Source organism: Alteromonas gracilis (assembly GCF_043642145.1).
GTDB lineage: Bacteria > Pseudomonadota > Gammaproteobacteria > Enterobacterales > Alteromonadaceae > Alteromonas > Alteromonas gracilis_B.
The window spans coordinates 34,526-55,428 of record NZ_JBHZRZ010000015.1; the positions used below are offsets into that span (position 1 = coordinate 34,526).

General features: G+C 45.8%; 18 protein-coding genes. 11 read left to right on the forward strand and 7 right to left on the reverse strand.

The window, feature by feature from the left end:
- Nucleotides 1–2 precede the first annotated feature (2 nt).
- The 3 genes from ACHUFN_RS18880 to rppH all read right to left on the reverse strand — a co-directional run bounded on the left by ACHUFN_RS18880 (nt 3) and on the right by rppH (nt 3,744).
- Nucleotides 3–809 carry a sulfite exporter TauE/SafE family protein gene (locus ACHUFN_RS18880; RefSeq protein WP_394224288.1) on the reverse strand — a complete coding sequence of 269 codons (807 nt, stop codon included), beginning with the start codon at nt 807–809 and terminating at the stop codon, nt 3–5.
- Nucleotides 810–812: 3 nt separating this feature from the next.
- Nucleotides 813–3,104 carry a phosphoenolpyruvate--protein phosphotransferase gene (ptsP, locus tag ACHUFN_RS18885; RefSeq protein ID WP_394224311.1) on the reverse strand — a complete coding sequence of 764 codons (2,292 nt, stop codon included), beginning with the start codon at nt 3,102–3,104 and terminating at the stop codon, nt 813–815.
- A 97-nt stretch (nt 3,105–3,201) separates the two neighbouring features.
- On the reverse strand, nt 3,202–3,744 hold the full coding sequence (rppH, locus tag ACHUFN_RS18890) for an RNA pyrophosphohydrolase (RefSeq protein WP_394224289.1): 543 nt from the start codon (nt 3,742–3,744) through the stop codon (nt 3,202–3,204).
- 113 nt (nt 3,745–3,857) lie between these two features.
- Here rppH and mutH point away from each other — a divergent pair, with 113 nt between their 5' ends.
- Complete coding sequence (gene mutH / locus ACHUFN_RS18895) at nt 3,858–4,535, forward strand: DNA mismatch repair endonuclease MutH (protein WP_394224290.1); 678 nt, start codon at nt 3,858–3,860, stop codon at nt 4,533–4,535.
- A 59-nt stretch (nt 4,536–4,594) separates the two neighbouring features.
- Here mutH and ACHUFN_RS18900 read toward each other — a convergent pair whose 3' ends face one another.
- The gene (locus ACHUFN_RS18900) at nt 4,595–5,677 is read right to left on the reverse strand and encodes a helix-turn-helix domain-containing protein (RefSeq protein WP_394224291.1); all 1,083 of its coding nucleotides are present in this window, start codon (nt 5,675–5,677) and stop codon (nt 4,595–4,597) included.
- A 57-nt stretch (nt 5,678–5,734) separates the two neighbouring features.
- Complete coding sequence (locus ACHUFN_RS18905) at nt 5,735–7,240, reverse strand: CYTH domain-containing protein (protein WP_394224292.1); 1,506 nt, start codon at nt 7,238–7,240, stop codon at nt 5,735–5,737.
- Between the two features lie 223 nt (nt 7,241–7,463).
- On the opposite strand from ACHUFN_RS18905, the gene ACHUFN_RS18910 reads away from it, so the two are divergent.
- Complete coding sequence (locus ACHUFN_RS18910) at nt 7,464–8,066, forward strand: TIGR04211 family SH3 domain-containing protein (RefSeq protein ID WP_394224293.1); 603 nt, start codon at nt 7,464–7,466, stop codon at nt 8,064–8,066.
- 155 nt (nt 8,067–8,221) lie between these two features.
- Here the strand turns inward: ACHUFN_RS18910 and putA are convergent, their stop codons facing one another.
- On the reverse strand, nt 8,222–12,019 hold the full coding sequence (putA, locus tag ACHUFN_RS18915) for a bifunctional proline dehydrogenase/L-glutamate gamma-semialdehyde dehydrogenase PutA (RefSeq protein ID WP_394224294.1): 3,798 nt from the start codon (nt 12,017–12,019) through the stop codon (nt 8,222–8,224).
- A 470-nt stretch (nt 12,020–12,489) separates the two neighbouring features.
- Between putA and ACHUFN_RS18920 the strand changes: the two genes are divergently transcribed.
- The 9 genes from ACHUFN_RS18920 (at nt 12,490) to rpoS (ending at nt 20,128) form a co-directional block, all read left to right on the forward strand.
- Nucleotides 12,490–14,205, forward strand: a complete 1,716-nt coding sequence (locus tag ACHUFN_RS18920; protein ID WP_394224295.1) for a TIGR03545 family protein — start codon at nt 12,490–12,492, stop codon at nt 14,203–14,205.
- A gap of 98 nt (nt 14,206–14,303) precedes the next feature.
- Entirely contained in the window at nt 14,304–14,594 is a 291-nt protein-coding gene (gene ftsB / locus ACHUFN_RS18925) for a cell division protein FtsB (RefSeq protein WP_394224312.1), read from the forward strand.
- A gap of 5 nt (nt 14,595–14,599) precedes the next feature.
- A complete protein-coding gene (gene ispD, locus ACHUFN_RS18930) occupies nt 14,600–15,346 on the forward strand; it encodes a 2-C-methyl-D-erythritol 4-phosphate cytidylyltransferase (protein ID WP_394224296.1) in 747 nt (248 codons plus the stop codon).
- Nucleotides 15,346–15,819, forward strand: coding sequence for a 2-C-methyl-D-erythritol 2,4-cyclodiphosphate synthase (ispF, locus tag ACHUFN_RS18935; RefSeq protein ID WP_394224297.1), 474 nt, complete (start codon nt 15,346–15,348; stop codon nt 15,817–15,819). Before ispD ends, ispF begins: the two co-directional genes overlap by 1 nt.
- Nucleotides 15,816–16,901: a tRNA pseudouridine(13) synthase TruD gene (gene truD, locus ACHUFN_RS18940; RefSeq protein ID WP_394224298.1), complete on the forward strand. Its 1,086-nt coding sequence runs from the start codon at nt 15,816–15,818 to the stop codon at nt 16,899–16,901. Before ispF ends, truD begins: the two co-directional genes overlap by 4 nt.
- An 80-nt stretch (nt 16,902–16,981) precedes the next feature.
- Nucleotides 16,982–17,617 (forward strand): protein-L-isoaspartate(D-aspartate) O-methyltransferase, encoded by a 636-nt coding sequence (locus tag ACHUFN_RS18945; protein WP_394224299.1) that lies wholly within the window; start codon nt 16,982–16,984, stop codon nt 17,615–17,617.
- Nucleotides 17,614–18,192, forward strand: a complete 579-nt coding sequence (locus ACHUFN_RS18950) for a YqaA family protein (protein ID WP_394224300.1) — start codon at nt 17,614–17,616, stop codon at nt 18,190–18,192. The genes ACHUFN_RS18945 and ACHUFN_RS18950 overlap by 4 nt, the downstream gene beginning before the upstream one ends.
- 1 nt (nt 18,193) lies before the next feature.
- Nucleotides 18,194–19,063, forward strand: coding sequence for a peptidoglycan DD-metalloendopeptidase family protein (locus tag ACHUFN_RS18955; protein ID WP_394224313.1), 870 nt, complete (start codon nt 18,194–18,196; stop codon nt 19,061–19,063).
- 72 nt (nt 19,064–19,135) lie between these two features.
- A complete protein-coding gene (gene rpoS / locus ACHUFN_RS18960; RefSeq protein WP_394224301.1) occupies nt 19,136–20,128 on the forward strand; it encodes an RNA polymerase sigma factor RpoS in 993 nt (330 codons plus the stop codon).
- Between the two features lie 164 nt (nt 20,129–20,292).
- On the opposite strand, the gene folA is transcribed toward rpoS, so the two are convergent.
- Complete coding sequence (folA, locus tag ACHUFN_RS18965) at nt 20,293–20,793, reverse strand: type 3 dihydrofolate reductase (protein WP_394224314.1); 501 nt, start codon at nt 20,791–20,793, stop codon at nt 20,293–20,295.
- Nucleotides 20,794–20,903 lie beyond the last annotated feature (110 nt).

Consider the following 20,903-nt stretch of genomic DNA (forward strand, 5'->3'; position numbering starts at 1 on the left):
CTTTATTCAATTCCTAAAATCATTCTTATACTTACCAACACTAGCAAGCATGCCAACATTGCTTTTAACACACGAACATTTACTCGCTGTCCAAGCTTTGCACCGATATTAGCGGTAAACATGGAGGTAGCCACGATACCAGCTGTGGCGGGCAAATACACATAGCCTAAACTGTGTTTTGGTGTGTCTGTCGCATTCCAGCCCGCCAAAACGAAACTAATTGTGCCGAAAACGGCAATAACAATGCCGCAAAAAGCAGCACAGCCAATTGCCGCGCGTACATTAACACGAAACCATACCAAAGCGGGTACAAGCAATGCGCCCCCGCCTATTCCCATCAATGCGCTAAGCAGGCCTGCTGCTGCGCCAACGGCTGACAACGTCCCTTTAGATGCTTCATTCTCTGACGCTTTTTGCTTGCCAAATATCATTTGAAGGGCAATTAATATTACTAAAACCGCAAACACGTCCTTCAATAATTCACCCGATATATGACTGGCCACTTGCGCGCCAGCAAAAGCACCAAACGCAATCCCAATACCCGTGTAAAGCACGACGCGTCGCTTTATATTACCTAATCGGTAATGGGCAAAAGCCGACGACATGCCAGTAAATATAATGGTCGATAAAGAGGTAGCGATGGCTACGGGCATGACGGTTTCGGTTGTCATTCCCATAAAATGAATGAGCAAATACGACAATGCAGGAACGATAATAAGCCCACCGCCGATGCCTAACATCCCCGCCAGTACACCTACAACAGAGCCTAAAAGCAGGCAACTTATTATCACTACTGAAAACGGTTCCATGTATTAAGCACCTGCTCGGATAAGGCCTCCTAGGCCTTTGGTTTCAAGGTATTGATTCAAGTGCACAAAGACTTCTTCTTGGCTCACAGAAGTTAACGCCAAAGACAATAACTGCTTACATTCATCCAGTGTTACCTTTCGCAACAGCCAATTTATCTTTCTTAAGTTAAATCCGTTCATACTAAGGCGTCGATAACCCATGCCCATCAGCAGCAGCGCCCCAGCAGGTTCACCAGCTATTTCACCGCATATGGTCACAGGCACTTGGTTTTGATTGGCTTTTTGCACGACATCGTACAATGCGCCTAACACCGCTGGGTGATAGCTATTGTACAAGCTCGCGACCCGCGTGTTATTTCTATCTACCGCCAGTAGGTACTGGGTTAAATCGTTGCTACCCACCGAGAAAAAGTCTACGTGTTTAGCCAGCTGTGGCAGTTGATAAAGGACCGACGGGACTTCAAGCATGATACCCAACTTAGGCTTATTTAAAGTCTTCCCCGCCTCTGCTACTTCATCGGAAATTTCATAATACGCCTGATTAATCAGTCGCTTCGACTCTTGCACTTCAGCAACAGTAGAAATCATGGGCAGCATAATTTGCAAGTTACTAAGGCCAACGCTTGCTCGAAGCATGGCGCGAACTTGAACCAAGAAAATCTCTGGATGATCAAGAGTAAGGCGTATACCTCGCCATCCAAGAAATGGATTTTCTTCTTTAATTGGGAAGTAAGGTAACGGCTTATCTCCGCCAACATCAAGGGTGCGCATGGTAATAGGCAATGAAGGCGCGGCTTCTAGCACTTTACGGTACAAGGTCACCTGTTCTTGCTCAGACGGAAAGCGTTCGCGAAGCATAAACGGTATTTCCGTGCGATAAAGCCCTATTCCAGCCCCCATTTGTTCAGCGTTAAGCTCTGTCTCGGCAGAAAGCCCAGCGTTGATGTACAAGGACATTCTGCATCCATCAACACTTTCACACGGTTTATCAGCTTCAGCATCGATTTTTTCTGCTATAGCAGATTCTTCTTCAATAAGCTGAATGAACTCGGTTTTAATATTGCGTTCAGGCGAAATAATCACTTCGCCTGAGTAACCGTCTAATAGAATTTCTTTATCTTCAAGTAGCGCTGGCGTTACGCTTTGGCACCCCATAACAGCAGGAACGCCCATGGCCCTTGCAAGTATTGCTGCATGAGAGTTATTCGACCCGCGAATAGAGATAATGCCTTTCAATTTACCTTTGGGAAATTCAGCCAACATAGGGGCCGACACTTCATCTGCAACCAGTATGCTCGCTTCGGTAATAGCTTTGTCGGCCGCTTTCTGTCCGTTCGCTTCAAACAAGATATTGGCAAGAATACGATCTGACAAATCGACGATGTCAATGGCACGCTCTTGCATGTAAGGGTCGTCCATTGCCTGAAAACGTGCGGCGTAACTGTCTACCACCATTTTCAAAGACGACGCTGCATCCCAGCCTTGACGAATCTTTTCTTCAACTTCGCGCCCAAGGCTGTTTGCATCGAGAAGGTGGTGATACAGCTGAAATATTGATTTAACGTCGTCGGGTATGCCGTCATCTAAACGTTTAGATAACTCATCGACATGGCCTCGCGTCACTTCTACGCCTTTGCGATACAGCTGTATTTGATCTTGCGGAGACTGAGTACGTTTTACTACCCAATTTTTCAGATTAATTGACTTATCAGGGGATACCCCTTTGCCAATCGCTAACCCTGGAGACCCAGCTATACCTCGAACGTTTTTTTGTCGGGCAATATTCTCTGGTGAACTTGAAAGGGTTAATGCGCCACGAATGTCTGCGTTTGTTATTTCCAGTGCAAGCTGGGCGGCTAAGGTAACAAGGAAAGCTTCTTCGTCTTCGCTGAAGCGGCGCATTTCTGCTTGTTGGAGTGTAATAACGCCAAGAACACGCCTTTGGTTGATAATAGGCGTGCCTAAAAAAGCGTAGTAATTTTCTTCTTGAACTTCAGGGTAATGTTTAAATCGAGGGTGGCGATGCGCATTAACAATATTAAGGGGTTCTTCTCGCTGACCCACTAAGCCAATAAGGCCCTCAGAAAACCCAATACGCACTTGTTCTACAGCATCAGGGTGAAGACCGTCTGTCGCTTTTAGAATAAACTCTTGAGTGTCGTAATCGGCAAGATAAATAGAGCAGGAATCAACGTCTAATGTTTGTTTAACGCGAGAGGCAAGCCTAAACAATGCAGTATCAAGTGCAGGAATTTGATTCATTTCCTGTACGATACGTTTTAACGTAGTTAACATTGTGCCTTGCTGGCTTTGAGGGCTCACCGGCTTTTCCTTGTTTACTCGCAGTTTGCTCGCTGCTTACTTTCCCACATCACTGCTACCTGGCACACCCTCACCCACGCCTACGCTTTTTACCGCGCTTGTGTGGCGCAGTATTTTGGCGCTGTTGAGGCCGATGCTGGGCAGACAAAACCACAGGCGAGAACTCTTTCATTACTCGTCTGTATACATCGCGCTTAAACGATACAACGTTTCGTATGGGATACCAGTAACTGACCCACCGCCAGTCATCAAATTCAGGATGACCCGTTTTTAATACATTAACGTCTCGCTCGTTGCAATCAAGCTGCAACAAGAACCACTTTTGTTTTTGCCCTATACATACAGGGTTGCTACCTTGGCGAATTAAACGCTTAGGCAGTTTATATCTAAGCCAGTTACGGGTAACACTTAAAATAGTGACATCTTTCGGTGTCAGCCCTACTTCTTCGTGAAGCTCGCGGTACATAGCTTGTTCAGCAGATTCCCCTTCATCAATTCCGCCTTGAGGGAACTGCCATGAATGTTGACCATAACGTCTTGCCCAAAATACTTGACCCATTTTGTTGCAAATCACTATGCCCACATTCGCACGGAATCCATCGGCATCTATCACATAGACTCCCGGGCACACTATACTGTTATATGTTTTCATTCTTCCATAAACTATGCTCCAATCATAGTTTTATTGTTCACTCTTACTTTTCAGTCAGGAAAATAACAACTCTTATGCAACCACCGCAGTCTCCTCCTTCTTCGCCTGACGCTCTATTGTCACGCTGTTACGCTATTGCAGGGCTGACGCTGGGCGAGCTTGCTGAAATGGCAAATGTGGCCATTCCCGCAAACTTACAGCGTCATAAAGGGTGGCCGGGAATGCTTATTGAAAAGTGGCTAGGTGCAAGTGCAGGTTCTAAACCGCAGCAAGATTTTCCAGAGCTGGGTATAGAGCTAAAGACTGTTCCTATCGACGCGCAGTTTGCACCTCTAGAAACTACCTATGTGTGCTTTGCACCGCTACTTATGCAGCCTGGCATAACGTGGGAAACCTCTAACGTGCGTAATAAATTACAGCAGGTATTATGGTTACCCATCGAGGGAGATCGTGACATTGTTCTGGCGCATAGGCGTGTAGCCACCGGCTTTTTTTGGCGACCATCGCCTGAAGAGGACGACACATTGCGCCGCGACTGGGAAGAATTGACCGAGCAAATTGTTACTGGCAATGTTGAGTCTATTACCTCAAGGCAGGGAGAGGCACTGCATATTCGCCCCAAAGCTGCGAACGGCAAGGTGCTTACTGAAGCGCTAGGCCCTGAAGGTCAGCGTATCAAAACTCGTCCAAGGGGGTTTTACTTGCGCAAAACCTTCACTCACCAAATATTACTCAACGCGTTTGGTCGTTAGGCGACGTCTTTTAACACGTCATCAGCAGTTGATACATCGAAGAGTAAAAGGGTGTTATGTCACGACTTTCGAGGTGTGTTATTTAAATGCTTAATCAGGTAATCGCTTAAGAACTTTTCTGAATTTATGCCCATTCGCTTTGCAACGGCTTCAAGCTTAACGTCGCTACGCAGCAACACGTTTTTCGCATACTCAAGGCGATAGTGGAAAATGAAGCGTCTAAAATTCTTCTTTTCAGTTAACTGTAAAGCAATAGCCAGTGATGTGGGGTCGATATCTGCACCTTTGCAAAATTCGCTCAAGGTTAGATAGCGTGTTTTATACGCTTTCGATTCTATGGTGTAGCGCTCAGCTTTAGAAATTATGCTGCTGATTTCATAAGGCGTGGCTTTACCTTTGTCTAATAGCTCATAGTCAAGCGGTGACGGAGATGTAGTGCGGATTGTAGTTAACGAAAATAGCACAACTAATATAGCGGTTCCCAACATTAAATGATGGAACCCTTCCCAAAACGGAACCGGAAAAAAACCGAACGTTGCAGCAGTAACCAGCAAGATACTCATAAATGCCACGCCCACTAAGCTGCCCATAACACCAGCAAGTCTAGGCATTTTTAATTTTTTAATATCAACGGCCTGCTCAGGAAGATGCCTGTGGTACATCTGAATGTGCTCGGTAATAAGAATACCAATAAGCAGCACGCTAAACCCGGCTAATAACGAAGCAATATAGGCCGGCCACAGCAATAACGGGTCGCCATGAGGTGAAGATACGAACCACTGCTGTTTCTCAGTAGCGGGAATCAGTAATATAGAAAGTTGGAAGAAGCCGGTAACAACTGTTGGCCACCACAAGCGCTTTCTGGACGTTGGTTGAGCGAAAAGCATGGGCTTAATTGCGCGATAACAGCAGGTCATCGCTATTACTGCAAACACTTCTGACAGCCCGTATATACTTGCCATTTCTGTGGCGTTAGCAATGCGCAACCATTCATCTAACATAAAAAGTGGCCAACACAAGAAAGCTGCCATCAACCAACGCGTGCTGTTTAGATTCATTTTTCGCACAAACAGTCGACCAACGCCAAGCAGGTATAAACCCACTAATGCGTAAAGAAAGTAATCGTAGTTAGCTGAGGTCATCAGTGTCCTCCGTCCATGAGATTCGGTTTGCCATCGCCATGCTTAACCATTAAAGAATTACCAATAAACATCACGTTGCATAGCGACGGTGCGCGTTCGCTCCATTATGCGAATAAGTGTACTAAGTTTTTCTGCGGTCCATTTGCGCACTTCCTCTTGAGAGTCCACTTCGGCGTCCTCAATCGACTGCTTTAGCATTAACAATGCGTTTAACTCATCAATGCCTGTGAGTAAGTCTAGCCATGGCGCACGAAAATTACCTCGCTCTTCAACAAATAAGTCGCCGAGTAAAAAGCCACTCCATAGCGTTTGTCGAAGCATAACTTCTACAGCACTGTAGTTTACGGGCCCCATTGTTTTATTCAGCGGCATGCTCTGTTGAACCGTTTGCCAGCCTTGCGACAGCCAGCCCTTGGCATGATCTAGCACAGGGTGGTCAAATCCCGTCGCCACTTTTTGCCAAGGCTTGTTTTGAATAAGGCTTATAGCGTGCAGTTTTATGTCGGTGGCGTCGTTATCAAAAAATAACTTTGCAGGCTCATGAGCCTGCATTAACCCCGTTTGACGCCCTTGTAAGTAGCTAACAACCGCAGGGTGCTTACTTAAGGTTTTATTAAACATGCTCTTTTTAGACAACAAATAGCGAAGGCTTTGCAAATCATCCTGCCACCCCCATTTTTGAGCATGAGCAACTAACTTCTTGTGAAGCGCCAATAGCTCAGGGCACTGAAGAACAGGAAGGTAAAGCGAGACACTTTGAAGCAATAAACGCACGCTTTTAGCTACTTCAGCGAGCATCTTAATCGAACCACTCTCACAAAAAACATGCTCATGATGTTGCCAGTGAGCCAGAGCGGTTTGCACAGCTCGGCTGAATGCTTCTTCTGTGGTAGTGGTATCTTCAAGCGCTAAAAAGTCTGGCAGGTGACGAATCTTTGCATTAAAACCGTGTAGAAGCTGATAACCTTGCGCCGCCTTAGACACATCGCTAAGCCTCACTGGCATGTTGTCGTTTATCAATACTGCTAGCGCAAACAGACTGTTAATGTCGCCCGACATTAATTCAAGTTCTATTTCATTGATTGGAGATTTGGCTTTATCCGTGCTTGCTTCGCCGCAGTCTAAAACGATCTCAACAACACTTTCATCGATAGCAACCACATAAGCGTTACGTGTAAAATGCGTACTAAACTGTTTGGAAAGGCTGGCATTTTTTGTGACGATATCCCAGTCTTGTGGCCAGACATTGGCCTCGAACAGCGTTAAATCTGGCCTTGGGTTATCAAGACTAACATTGTACTCCATACGCTTGTGCAAGCCGCCACTCACCACACCGTTGGTTTTCAGCGTCTGCTCATATTCGCCATTACAACCACGAACCCGAAACCCCATTTTATTATTTTGAAAATCGAGCTTATCGGTGTCGTAATAGTCGTTCTCCAAGCGCATTTCGCGATGAGAGTTAACTTGAATACGTTTTTTTTCGAAAAGTGGGAGAACCCGTTGAGTAAACGCTTGATGAGCGTTGTCACCAGTTACAAATTTTAATTCTATTTCAGACATGGTTGCGCTAGGCACAGCTTATTATGCTGACACCTTACCTTTGTCGTTTACTTTTCGCAATGTTGGTTCGCTTTTAAAAGACGCCAGTGTAAAAGCTGCTGAACTTTTCTGTCCATTTTTACAGCAAAGGTAAAAAGCCGCTAGTCAAAAGTGGAACAAACTTGCCTTTATTGCAGTCAACCAATACCATCTTCACGTTTTAAATTCTAAAATTGGACTTCATATGATTCGAAAGTGGTTAGCAGCAGCCCTTATCGCGTGCTCTTTTCAAGCATTTTCGCTACAAGATACCGCTGATTTAGAAGCATCTTCGTCACATTATATAAGAGACGACTTGTTTATCTTTATGCATACCGGGCCAGGTCGTAATTACCGTATTCTAGGTTCAATAGAAGCCGGCACGCCTATTACGGTAATTTCTAGAAATAACGACGCTGAATTTACACAAATATCTGACAATGATGGACGAGACGGTTGGGTAGAAAGTCGTTTCGTTTCTAGCACCATGTCGCAAGCAGAGCAGCTTCCCATTATTAGTGAGAAACTTGCCGAGAGCCAAAGTGCCCTTCAGGCTGCGCAATCAGAAAACGCAAGACTTCGCCAGCAGCTTAACGATGCTCGCCAACAAGTGTCTAGGCTGACAACATCAAGTGAAGAGCAGACATCAGAAATTGCGCAGCTAACTGCTAAAGTGGAAAGCGCAAATAAAGACGAGCTAGTGACATGGTTCACCCGCGGCGGTTTAGTGGCAGGCGTGGGTATTCTACTTGGGGTGATGCTGACTTACCTTCCAAAGCGTAAGCGCAGAAATAGCGAGTGGATGTAATTAGCGAAGGCAAAAACCTACGTTATTAAGCTTAATTCCGTTGATTGGTTTAGGTGTTAACTCATTACACTGCCAGCCATAATAAATAAAAAGGCCAGCTTCACTTTGAAGCTGGCCTTTTACTATTTGTCTAGCTATGCATTGTGCAGAAGCACTTATTCATCATCTTCAACAAGGGTCATCAACGACGTATTACCACCTGATGCCGTTGTATCAATGCTAATGGTTTTTTCCGTCATCAAACGTTGAATAAGGTTGTCATTATATTCAGCGGTAATTACCGGCAAGATAGCACCTTCACGGGAAGACAACATCGCCGTAATACGTGCCGTTCGCTCTGTACTTGAGTCAACCACTACGCCCGACAAGTCTTCATCCATCAACAAGGTATCTAAATGGGCAAGACGTGCCACTTGGAACAAGCCTTTCGGCGCCCCCGTCGACTCGAACTTGTTTTGAATTTCTACGGCTTCCTCATAGAAAATTTCAGACACCACTGACACGACAGGGTTACCAGTAGATAGCGCAGTCACAATAGACAGCAACCAATATTCAAAGGTTACTTCTTTATCGGCGAAACATACTAGGATTCCGCGCGGCTCAAGGTAAAGCTTGTTCGACTCTCCTGTTGGGCCAGGCAAAGTGTGTGGTTTAGCTAACTTACGCTCTATGCTGGTTAGCTGCTGTCGAGCCGTCGCCAGCGTGCGGTTTAAATCGTCAGCTAATTCGTCAACGATATCAACCTTAGCAATTTTAGCCAGCAGCTGACGTACCATTGATATACGATCGTTCAATGGCGTATGTCGCCACTGCACTTCTACGGCTTTGGCTTTGTCCATCATCACGTGCGCACGCTCGGCAATCTTTTCATCACCTACAAGCGCTGAATCGGTGCCGTCAACATCGTCGATGTGCGATGGCTTAGGCGTGGCACGCTCCATCATTAAGCGCGGCAAATAGTTCGGGCCACCCGCTTTAGGGCCAGTACCAGAAAGGCCGCGACCACCAAACGGCTGTACGCCCACGATAGCTCCAATCATGTTTCGGTTAATATAAACGTTACCTGCACGACTTTTCGCCGCAAGTTCGTTCGCACGCTCTTCAATACGCGAGTGAATGCCCATGGTTAGGCCATAACCTGTGCCATTGATTTGTTCAAGCACGTTATCAAGTTCTTTCGACTTAAAGCGAATAACATGAACCACAGGGCCAAATACTTCTTTTTCAAGTACATCGATGTTCTTGATTTCATATAGTGTAGGAGCGAAGAATGTACCGTTTTCAAAGCCCGCTGGCATTTCATTGCGATACAGTAGCTTCGCATTATCTTTCATGTATTTCTTGTGATCGGTCAGGCTCTTAAGCGCTTTTTCATCAATGACGGGGCCAACATCGGTTGCAAGTTGAGTTGGATCACCCACCGTCAACTCTTTCATCGCGCCAATCAACATGTCGATAAGATCATCGGCAATGTCTTCTTGCACGAAAAGTACACGTAGCGCAGAGCAGCGTTGGCCTGCACTTTGGAAGCCCGAGTGAATCACATCGTCAACCACCTGCTCTGGCAGTGCCGTTGAGTCCACAATCATGCAGTTTTGGCCGCCTGTTTCTGCAATAAGTGGCACCTGCTCACCGCCTCGCTCTGCAAGAACTTGCGAAATAAGCGTACCCGTTTGCGTTGAACCTGTGAACATAACCGCTTTAATGCGCTCGTCTGGCAGCAGGGTTTCGCCTACTTCTTTACCCGGTGATACAATTAATTTTAATGCGTCTTCAGGTAAACCTACTGACTGCATAATGTCTACCGCGCGCTGTGCAATAATGCTGGTTTGCTCAGCTGGCTTAGCAATAACCGTATTGCCTGTTACCAGTGCGGCAGCAACTTGGCCTAAGAAGATGGCCAATGGGAAGTTCCACGGGCTGATACACAGCACCACACCGCGAGGAAGTAAACGCTGATCTTCAGCCAACTCTTCGGCTCGCACCGCATAGTAACGACAGAAATCAACCGCTTCGCGCACTTCATCAATACTATCTTGAGCAACTTTACCCGCTTCACGCATACAAATAGCGATGAGCTCAGCCATATGACGTTCAAGTGCATCAGCCGTGCGATTTAGAATTTCAGCTCGCTCGCTTACTTCTCTTTTCGACCACGCTTCAAACCCAGCTTCCGCTTCATCTAGTGCCTTGCGCATATCATCAGGCGTTGCGTAATGATGGTAACCCACTACATCATTGTGATTGGTTGGGCTAAGTACTGGTGTAGCGCCCTCTGGCACGTCACCTTGCACTTTGTAATATTCCTGCCAACGTTCTAGCTCATGCTTAAGCGCGTTTACAGCGTTAGTATCTGTTAGGTCTAAACCACGTGAGTTATCACGCTCTGGCGCATATAGCCCGCGCGGCGTTTTAATTAGTTTGTTGTAACGCACTTTTAGGCGCTGAGTTTTCTCTACGGGGTCTTCAAGCAAAGACTCTACTGGCTTTTCATCATCTACAATCGCGTTAACAAACGACGAGTTCGCTCCGTTTTCAAGTAGTCGACGTACAAGGTAGGCCAACAAGTCTTCGTGTTCACCAACAGGCGCATAAACACGGCACTGAATTTTATCTTGCGTTACGACTTGATCGTATAACGTATCGCCCATGCCATGTAGACACTGGAATTCAAAACCTTCTTTGTCGTCACCCGCAAGCTCCACAATTACTGACGCCGTGTAGGCATTGTGCGTGGCAAACTGTGGGTAAATGGTATCGCGGTACTCAAGCAATCGATTGGCACACGCGTGATATGACACATCGGTTGATGACTTGCGAGTAAATACAGGAAACTCTTCAAGCCCGGCTTGTTGGGTTAATTTAATTTCGGTATCCCAGTATGCACCTTTCACCAAGCGCACCATCAGTGGGCGACCAACCTCTAGAGTAAGTTCACGCAAATGTTCAATCACGTGAATAGCGCGTTTTTGATAAGCCTGAACGGCTAGGCCAAAACCAGTCCAACCGCTTAAGTCATCATCGCGAAATACCGCTTCAATGATATCTAAAGAAAGCTCTAAACGGTCTGCCTCCTCAGCATCTACCGTTAAACCAATATCGTATTCTTTCGCCATCATGCACAGCGCTTTTAAACGCGGTGGAATGTCCTGCATGGCGCGTTCTCTGTGAGAAAACTCGAAACGAGGGTGAATAGCTGAAAGCTTCACAGATATGCCCGGCGAGCGCTTCGGCCCGCGTCCGTTTGCCGCTTTACCGATAACCTTTATGGCCTTAACGTAAGCATCGTAGTAGCGGTCGGCATCACGCATTGTACGCGCACCTTCGCCCAGCATATCGTAAGAGTAAACATACCCTTTTGTTTCTTTGTCTTTCGCACGCTCTACCGCATCTTCAATGGTTTCGCCCATAACGAACTGACGCCCCATAACACGCATAGCAATGTTCATTGCGCGTCGAATAACAGGTTCGCCCAAACGGCCAAGGGTTTGCTTTAATAAACCAAACTGCTCTTTCTTGCGCTTGTCGGCATAATTCACCATGTTGCCAGTAAACAATAATCCCCACGCTGAGGCGTTTACAAACAGCGAATCAGAGTTCCCCAAATGAGGCGTCCACTGGCCTTTTGATAACTTGTCGCGAATTAATTCGTCTTGTGTAGCGCGGTCAGGTACACGCAACAAAGCTTCAGCTAAGCACATCAATACAACGCCTTCGGCGGTTGACAGCGAATATTCATTTAACAGTGCGTCAACGCCACCATGCCCCTCTTGCTCGCGGCGAATCTGAAGCACCATCTTTCGAGCGCGCTCCCATGCACGGCTACGAGCACGAGGGTTAACCTCGGCGATGGGAAGAATTTGGTCTACGGCCACCGACTCACTAATGCGATAGTAGTCTCGAATGCGCTGGCGTAGGGGTGATGTTGTATGAAGTGAATCGTTAATGAGCATTGCAACCCTTTCATAGAAATAGCTGTAATTAAAAAGCGTTCCCGCCGTGTCTGTCTGCTCACGGTTACATGGAAGCGGCTAAAAAACAAGCAAAGTCGTAACCCTGCTTTAACACGTCGTTCTTCTTTTAACTTTATACTTTTGGATGAAGATCACGATAGCGTCATATTTGCGCGGATGGTAGCACACAAAAATGCCCTGCCAAGCCCCCACCAACAAAGTTTTTGTGAATCTCTGTCAAGCTATGTATTCAGTGCGTTATATTGCATTTTCAATACCGTGTTATGTACTAAGCTCTCAGTTATTAAGCTTGGGCGCGAATTCGTGCGTGTAGAAGAATTACTTTGAGTGCATTACACTCAGCAGAGGGGCTGTTAGTAAATTTCTTCAATGAAACTAAGATGCCTTCTAAAGACGTTGTGACTGAAGCGCGGTAAGTCGTAGGCGCATTAAATATCAAGGAGTTGAAAATGAGCGGTAGTTCAAAGGGTAAGACTATTCTGCTAGGGGTTGTCGGTGTTTTTGTGTTGCTTTTTTTGGTGTATTTCTTATTCGCCAATTCCATAATCAAATCTATTCTAGAGTCGAAGCTTGGCGAGTCGTATGGCGCTGAAGTGAATATCGACGAATTCGACCACTCTTTATTCCCTACCACGGTAACCCTTAAAGGAATTGCTCTAACCAACCCTACTAAGCCGACGCACAACCAAGTATTTGTTGGCGAAGCCAATGCAGATGTTGCGCTAAAACCATTGCTTGATGACCAAGTTATCGTAAATAACCTTAATTTATTAGAAGTACAGTTTGATACACAGCGCCCATCAGAAGGTGAAGTATACCGCGTACCAGAGCGCTCACTGTCGTTTGATGAAATAAAAACAAAGGCAAAAGAAGCCGTACCTACAGTTGATGAATTACTTGCTCGAAACCCTCTAAAAACAGCGGCTGCCATTGAAAACGCTAAAGAAGCCTACGCCACCTATGGTGAGGGGCTGAAAGACGATTATCAGTCGCTTCCAGATAAAGAGAGAATTGAATACTACAAAACGCAAGTCGCCCAGCTGAAAGAAACAAACTACAAAGACCCTCAAGCGTTAGTACAAGCGAAATCGGCGTTTGATAAATTAAAAGAAGAAATGCAGGCAGATCGAGCCCTCATTAGCAACTTCACTGAAAAGGCAAGCGACGCGAAAAAAGCGCTAAGTGAAAGTGTAGAAGCACTTAAGAAGGCACCGCAAGAAGATTATGCACTGCTTAAAGGTGTTATTGCAGGTGATCAAGCTGCGCTTTCTCAAGTGACCTATTTCGTGTTTGGTGACAAAGCTGCCGAATATACTGAGTATTTGATGGCTGCCATGCAAATTGTAATGCCGCTGATCCAAGGTGAAGAAAAAAGCGAAGCACCTGCTGACGTGCCTTCTATTCTTGTGAGAGAAGCTAATGTTTCGGTGCTTTGGAAAAACGAATCGATAGTGAGCAAGTGGAATAACATCACCAACGTTCACGAAGTGTTTGGTAATCCAACTACTTTCACTATTGAAGCCGCCGGTGATTTATTAAAATCGTTTACATCTAGCGGCGAGTTCTGGATTGACGGTGACGGTGTTGATGCAAGCCAAGTTTGGCAGCTAGCAGGCGTAAACATGTCTGGCATTTCTTTAAGTGGCAACGAGACTCTTAATGCCGTGCTAAAAACAGCACTTATGAAGACAAACGGGTCGATGAAAGTCACTGACAATATACTAACAGGTGCGGGTGAGGTTGATCTTCAGCAACTTGTAATGGAAGCAACGGGTAGTAGTGACATTACCAATGCCATTGCCCAAGCACTTCAAACCTTAAACAGTTTAAATATGACGATGCTACTTGATGGTACTCTGGCTAACCCTAACTTTAATATAAAGTCCGATCTTGATAACAAACTTGCAAGGGCTGCTATTTCTCAACTGACTGCGAGCCAGCAAGACAAACTTGATGAACTAAATAGCAAACTGAACAGCATGATAAGCAACCAACAATTTGTGCTGTCTGGTGAGCTGGTTGATGTAAACAGTATGCTTAGCGCGGCGCAAGGTGACAGCGCTGCGCTAGAGGAACTGCTTAAAGCTCAGCTGAGCAACGTTGTTGAGCAACAAAAAAGCAAATTGTTAGATAAATTGAAAGGAAAATTAGGTCAAGGTGAGTAAAGCGCCTTTGACTCGGCGCAGCTTCACGGCATAATAAGACGCAGCAGAGGCGCATGGCCTCTGCTTTTTTCCGTTCAACCATATTGTCAGGTGAATCTGTGTTGCAAGGTAAGTGGCTTCCCATTGTATTGTTAGTACTACTAGGTCTATTGCAATACAGACTGTGGTTTGGAAAAAATAGCATTCCCGATTATTTCAGCCGAAAACAAGAAGTTCACTCGCAAGCCCTTCAAAACGCCAATCTGGCACAGCGTAATGCGTTACTCAAAGCCGACATCAACGATTTAAAAATTGGTTTAGAGGCTATTGAAGAAAGAGCGCGAAACGAACTGGGCCTGATAAAGAAGGGAGAAACCTTTTACCGTATTTTACCCGCAGACTCTAAGTGAAGAAAATGACATCGCCTCGCGTTGTTGCGGTAGTTCCCGCAGCCGGAGTTGGCAGCCGAATGCAAGCTGACCGCCCCAAGCAATACCTCACCCTAAATGGTAAAACCATTCTTGAACACACGATTGACGCATTACTCAACCACCCACTTGTTGATGAAGTAGTTGTTGCAATTAGCCCAGATGACGCCTATTTCGATGAATACGGCTTGCGCAACAAACCTATTCGAGTTGTTGATGGTGGTAACGAGCGAGCCGATAGCGTACTAAACGGCATTATGTCTCTAGGTGAAAATGACTGGGCACTGGTGCACGATGCGGCAAGGCCTTGCATTGAAGAAAGCGACATTTCGGCACTGCTAGAAGTTATGCATAGTACAGAGGTTTCTGGGGGCATTTTGGCAACCCCGGTTCGCGACACCATGAAGCGGGTTAAGCCAGCAACGAATGTGATTTCTCACACCGAAGACAGAGAGGGCTTATGGCACGCCCTAACGCCTCAACTTTTTCCTGCTTCTTTATTAAAACGCGCCCTTCACGACGGCTTGGCGCAAGGCGCAGTTATCACTGATGAAGCGTCGGCTATGGAGCTTGCAGGCCACAGCGTTGCTATGGTTAACGGAAGTCTGGCAAATATAAAAATAACTCATCCAGCCGACCTCCCTCTGGCAGAATTCTATCTTAAGCAAAAATTTAGCGCACAAGGCTATAACCCACAAAGCTATAGCGCAAACAATCATAAGGCTCAATCATAATGCGAATTGGACACGGTTTTGATGTACACAAATTTGGCGGTGAAGGCCCAATTATTATTGGTGGAGTGAGCATCGACTACGAACAGGGGCTTATAGCGCACTCTGATGGCGATGTATTGCTTCACGCATTGTGCGACGCCATGTTAGGTGCCGCTGCATTGGGTGATATAGGTAAACACTTTCCAGACACAGATGACGCCTATTCAGGTGCAGACAGCCGCGTGCTGCTGCGTCAAGTGGTTAATGTGGTGAAAGAAAAAGGCTACAAGCTAAGTAATGCGGATATGACCATAGTGGCACAAGCGCCTAAAATGGCGCCGCATATTAGCGCAATGCGAGAGATTATTGCGCAAGACTGCAATGTGGGTTTGGACGACATTAACGTAAAAGCCACGACTACCGAAAAGCTGGGATACACCGGACGCAAAGAAGGTATCGCTTCTCACGCCGTCGTACTATTGGAAAAACTATGAAGCCTTTAAATACCGACCACTGGCAATACTATTTCGCAAAACCTGTTTCGACTGGCATATTTAAGTTCCAAGCTGACGACTTCCAAGTTGTAGAGGATTTGGGCTATTTGCCGTGCGGCGAAGGCGAACACCAATTCGTATTCATTGAAAAAACCAACAACAACACGGCATTTGTTGCAGAGCAACTTGCCCGCTTTGTTAATCTTCCTCTACGTCAAATTACCTATGCGGGTCGTAAAGACAAATACGCCGTCACTCAGCAATGGTTTGGTATTCACGCACCGGGCAAGCCAGAATTCGACTTTAGTAATTTCGAGCTAGAGGGCGTTAAAGTTCTTAAACAAATGCGTCACAACAAAAAGTTGCGTACAGGGCAGCTCAAAGGTAACCACTTCACTATTACCTTACGACAAGTCCTGCACCCCGAGGCCATTGAAGAACGCCTTCAAGAAATTGAAAAACACGGCGTGCCCAATTATTACGGCGAACAACGCTTTGGCGTAATGCGTTTAAACGATATGGGTGAAGTGCAGCGCGGCGGGAACCTTGTTATGGCTGAACGCATGGTGAACGGCGAAACCATTAGACACCGCAACAAACGCTCAATGGCGCTCTCGGCACTGCGTAGCTGGCTGTTTAATGAAATGCTTTCTGCGCGACTAGAGAATGGCTCATTCGACACCGTCATGCAAGGTGATGCACTTGTGCTTAGTGGCTCAAATAGCTTTTTTGTAAATAGCGGAGCAAAACATTCCGACGAGCAACAAGACGCCCAACAACGTTTCGATGCGAAAGATGTGTGTCCATCTGCACCGCTTTGGGGTAAAGGCGAGCTGGTAACCCAAACCGATTCGTTAGCGCTAGAGCAATCTGTAGCGCAGCAAAACAGCGAAGTTGTCGACTTTTTGAGCCAATGTGGCTTTGAGCAAGAGCGCCGAGCGATAAAAATTTGGCCTTCACAGCTTGAATGGCAGAGTAAGGGTGATACATTTACTATCTCGTTTGCGCTTCCTAGCGGCTGCTTTGCAACCTCAGTCCTTAGAGAGTGCGTGGAGACCTTATCCCCAATAAACAGGGTTTAATTAGTATTGAGATAGCGTGGCGCGCAACGAATTAAACCTCGCGTGGCTGTGAATAAGAATAAAGGAAAATACGCAACATCATGAGAGCTTCTAGAAAAGGAGACGCGTTAGCACAACTGCTTTACAACGAGGGAATACGTTCACAAGCAGTATTGAACGCCATTGCTGGTACGCCAAGGGAGAGTTTTCTACCCGACGCACTGAAACATAAGGCCTATCAAAATACGGCATTGCCGATAGGCCAAGGGCAAACTATTTCGCAGCCTTACATCGTTGCGAAAATGACTGAGCTTTTACTGGATAGCCCAAATAAACCTGAGAAAGTACTCGAAATAGGCACTGGCTCTGGGTACCAAACGGCCATTCTTGCGCAGCTTTTTGCAAAAGTGTTCAGTGTAGAGCGTATTAAATCGTTACAGTTTCAAGCGAAGCGCCGAATGAATCAGCTCGACCTTCACAATATTGCAATGAAACACGGCGATGGTTGGAAAGGCTGGGCGTCTAAAGGGCCTTATGATGCCATTATCGTTACCGCAGCGGCAGCAAGTCTTCCTCAAGACTTATGCGATCAGCTTAAAGAAGGTGGACGACTTATTATTCCCGTGGGTAACGAGCAACAATCGTTACTGTGCATTGATAGGATAGAAGGTGAACTACAAACCTCGACCATCGAGTCGGTGCGGTTTGTTCCCCTTGTAGCAGGAGAGCTAATGTGAAGCTTTTTGAGTCATGTTATGACATGGCATTACGCTGGGCGAGGCATCGCCACGCAACAAAATATTTAAGTGGTTTAAGCTTCTCAGAGTCGGTGTTTTTCCCAATACCACCAGACGTAATGCTTGCCCCAATGGCGATGTCACAGCCAAACAAAGCATGGCAATTCGCTTTCATTACCACTATTGCCTCTATTTTGGGTGGCATAGCCGGATATTGGCTTGGTTACTTCGCTTTCGACGCTTGGTTAGCACCACTCATTGAAAGCTGGGGTTACACGCATAAAATTGATACTGCCATGCAGTGGTTTAGCGAATATGGCGTGTGGGTGGTGTTCCTTGCTGGGTTTTCGCCCATTCCTTATAAGATTTTTACGGTAAGCGCGGGTTTCTTACAAATGGCTTTCTTACCCTTTGTTTTAGCTTCAGCTGTGGGTAGAGGTGCTCGCTTTTTCTTGGTTGCAGGGCTTATGCGCTGGGGCGGAGCCGCTATGGAGCAAAAGCTAAGGCAGTATGTAGAAGCTATTGGCTGGGGTGTTGTTGCTATTGCAGTTATCGCTTATTTGCTATTGCGATGACATGCACAAATACTCACTTTACTTAGGCTTTTTCTTATTTATATGTTTATTGGTTTCAGGCTGTGCAGGTCGAACTGCCCCTGCCCCAGTCATATTACTCAATAGCCAAGTTTCAGAGGGTAATGAAGAGTACACAGATAAAACATATCAAGTGCAGCGCGGTGACACCCTATATGCGGTGGCGTGGTACACCGGAAAAGACTACCGCGACTTGGCAAAATACAACAATCTGTCAGCCCCTTATGTCATTTTCCCTGGTCAAGTTTTACACGTCAGCCCTCCCACCAGTATAGCTTCTACCCACAAGAAGCCTAAGGCACAGACTGATCGGTCAACACCTCTGACCAGATCAAAAGTAGACAAAAGTTTGGTTGACCGCAAAAAAACACAGGCGTATGTTAAAAGTGAAAAAGTTGTTAATCCACAAAATGTTACAACCGTCAAGAAGCCGTCGAAAAGCGTCAAAAAACCGACACAAAAGGGCTTTCCTGACAAGGTGAAAAAGTGGGTTTGGCCCGCAGAAGGTAACGTTGTTGATACTTTCAGTAAGTCGGAGTCGGGCAACAAAGGAATTGATATCGCTGGCGCTAGGGGCAATAAAGTTGTAGCGGCAGCTGATGGAAAAGTTGTTTACTCGGGTAATGCACTAAGGGGCTACGGTAATCTGGTCATTATTAAACACACAGATACCTTCTTAAGTGCTTATGCCTACAACGACCGCATTTTAGTTAAAGAGCGTGAATGGGTGTCGGCAGGGCAACAAATAGCAACCATGGGTGACAGCGGCACAAATTCGGTAAAACTTCACTTTGAAGTTAGGTATAGAGGGAAATCCTTAGACCCTATGAAATACCTGCCAACACTAAGATAAAAAATATAAATAACAATAAAAAAAGACAAAGGAGAAACGTCATAAGGTAAACCTTGTAGCAGGAGATTCATTATGGGTAAGTCAAACAAAGCCTTGGAATCAAAACCGCAAGATGACTTAGAAGTCATCGATATGCCAGCTGACATGAAAGCTGACGAAACCTTAGTTAACGACGCTGAACTGGAAAATGACGACGCTATTTTCAGTCAGGATGACCAACCTAAAAACCTAGATGCCACTCAGCTTTATTTGGGTGAGATTGGGTTTTCACCACTGCTAACCGCAGAAGAAGAAGTTTATTTTGCGCGCCGCTCACTGAAAGGCTGCGAAGCCTCTCGCAAACGTATGATTGTAAGCAACCTTCGTCTTGTTGTTAAGATTGCTCGCCGTTATAACAATCGTGGATTAGCACTTCTAGATTTAATTGAAGAAGGCAATTTGGGCCTAATTCGCGCTGTAGAAAAGTTTGATCCTGAACGTGGGTTCCGCTTTTCGACCTATGCCACATGGTGGATTCGCCAAACGATTGAACGCGCCATAATGAACCAAACGCGTACTATTCGCCTGCCGATTCATGTGGTGAAAGAGCTTAACGTTTACTTACGTGCTTCCCGTGAACTTTCACAAAAGCTTGACCATGAGCCTACTGCAGAAGAAATAGCAATGGCGCTTGATAAGCCGGTGGAAGATGTCACTAAGATGCTACGTTTAAATGAGCGTATTACGTCTGTCGATACACCTATTGGCGGAGAAAACGATAAAGCCCTGCTTGACATTATTGCTGATGAAAAAGAGTTTAGCCCTGAAGAGAGCTTGCAAGACACAGATATTAAAGCAAATATTGTGACTTGGCTTGAAGAGCTTAACCCTAAACAGCGCGAAGTACTTGCACGCCGCTTTGGTTTAATGGGTTATGAGCCTTCCACCTTAGAAGATGTTGGTGCTGAAATTGGTCTAACTCGTGAGCGTGTTCGCCAAATTCAAGTTGAAGCGCTACGTCGACTACGTGATATGTTGGGGCATCAAGGTCTTTCACTGGAAAACCTTTTTGACCAAATGAAATAGCACAAAGCTAACGGTAATAAATAAAAGCCAAAATGCCAGTGTTGTGCAGCTCTTCCATTAGAGCTTTACAACATTGGCATTTTTTATTGACCGGACAAAGCATTGCACAGTTAAAGGGCTGGTGTTATCGCCAGCGCTTGTAAACTAAACCCGTACGTTAGATATTATTCGCTCTTAACGAGAGTTACGAAGGTATAAGCGTGAGGGTTCTTCTCATCAGCGCTGTGCGCTTCGCGAGACACTTCTTTCCAATTTGCAGCGGCTTCATAATCTGGGAATTGAGTATCGCCTTCAACTTCAAGGTCGATATTGGTGAGATATAAAGTGTCAGCTTTATCTAAGAACGATTGATAAATAGTTCCGCCGCCAATAATCATTATCTCATCATTATCGCCCTGCCCTTTGCTCAGCGCTTTTGCTACCTCGTACGCCGATTCTGGCGAATCGACTACCGTAGCATCAGATAAGCTATAGTCTGCATTGCTTGTAATAACGATATTTGGTCTGCCCGGTAACGCTCTGCCAATAGACTCATAGGTTTTACGGCCCATTATCACTGCTTTACCCAGCGTAGTGGCTTTAAAATGTTTAAGATCAGCCGGCAAATGCCAAGGCATGTCATTGTCTGCGCCTATCACACGGTTGTTTGCCATCGCGGCAATCATCGATAACTTCATATACTGTCACCCTCGTTTTTAGGCTAGCAATATTACCGTATTCCCCATAGAAATTGGGCATAAATTTATGCAAGTCTTCACGGTTTGAACCGTATGAC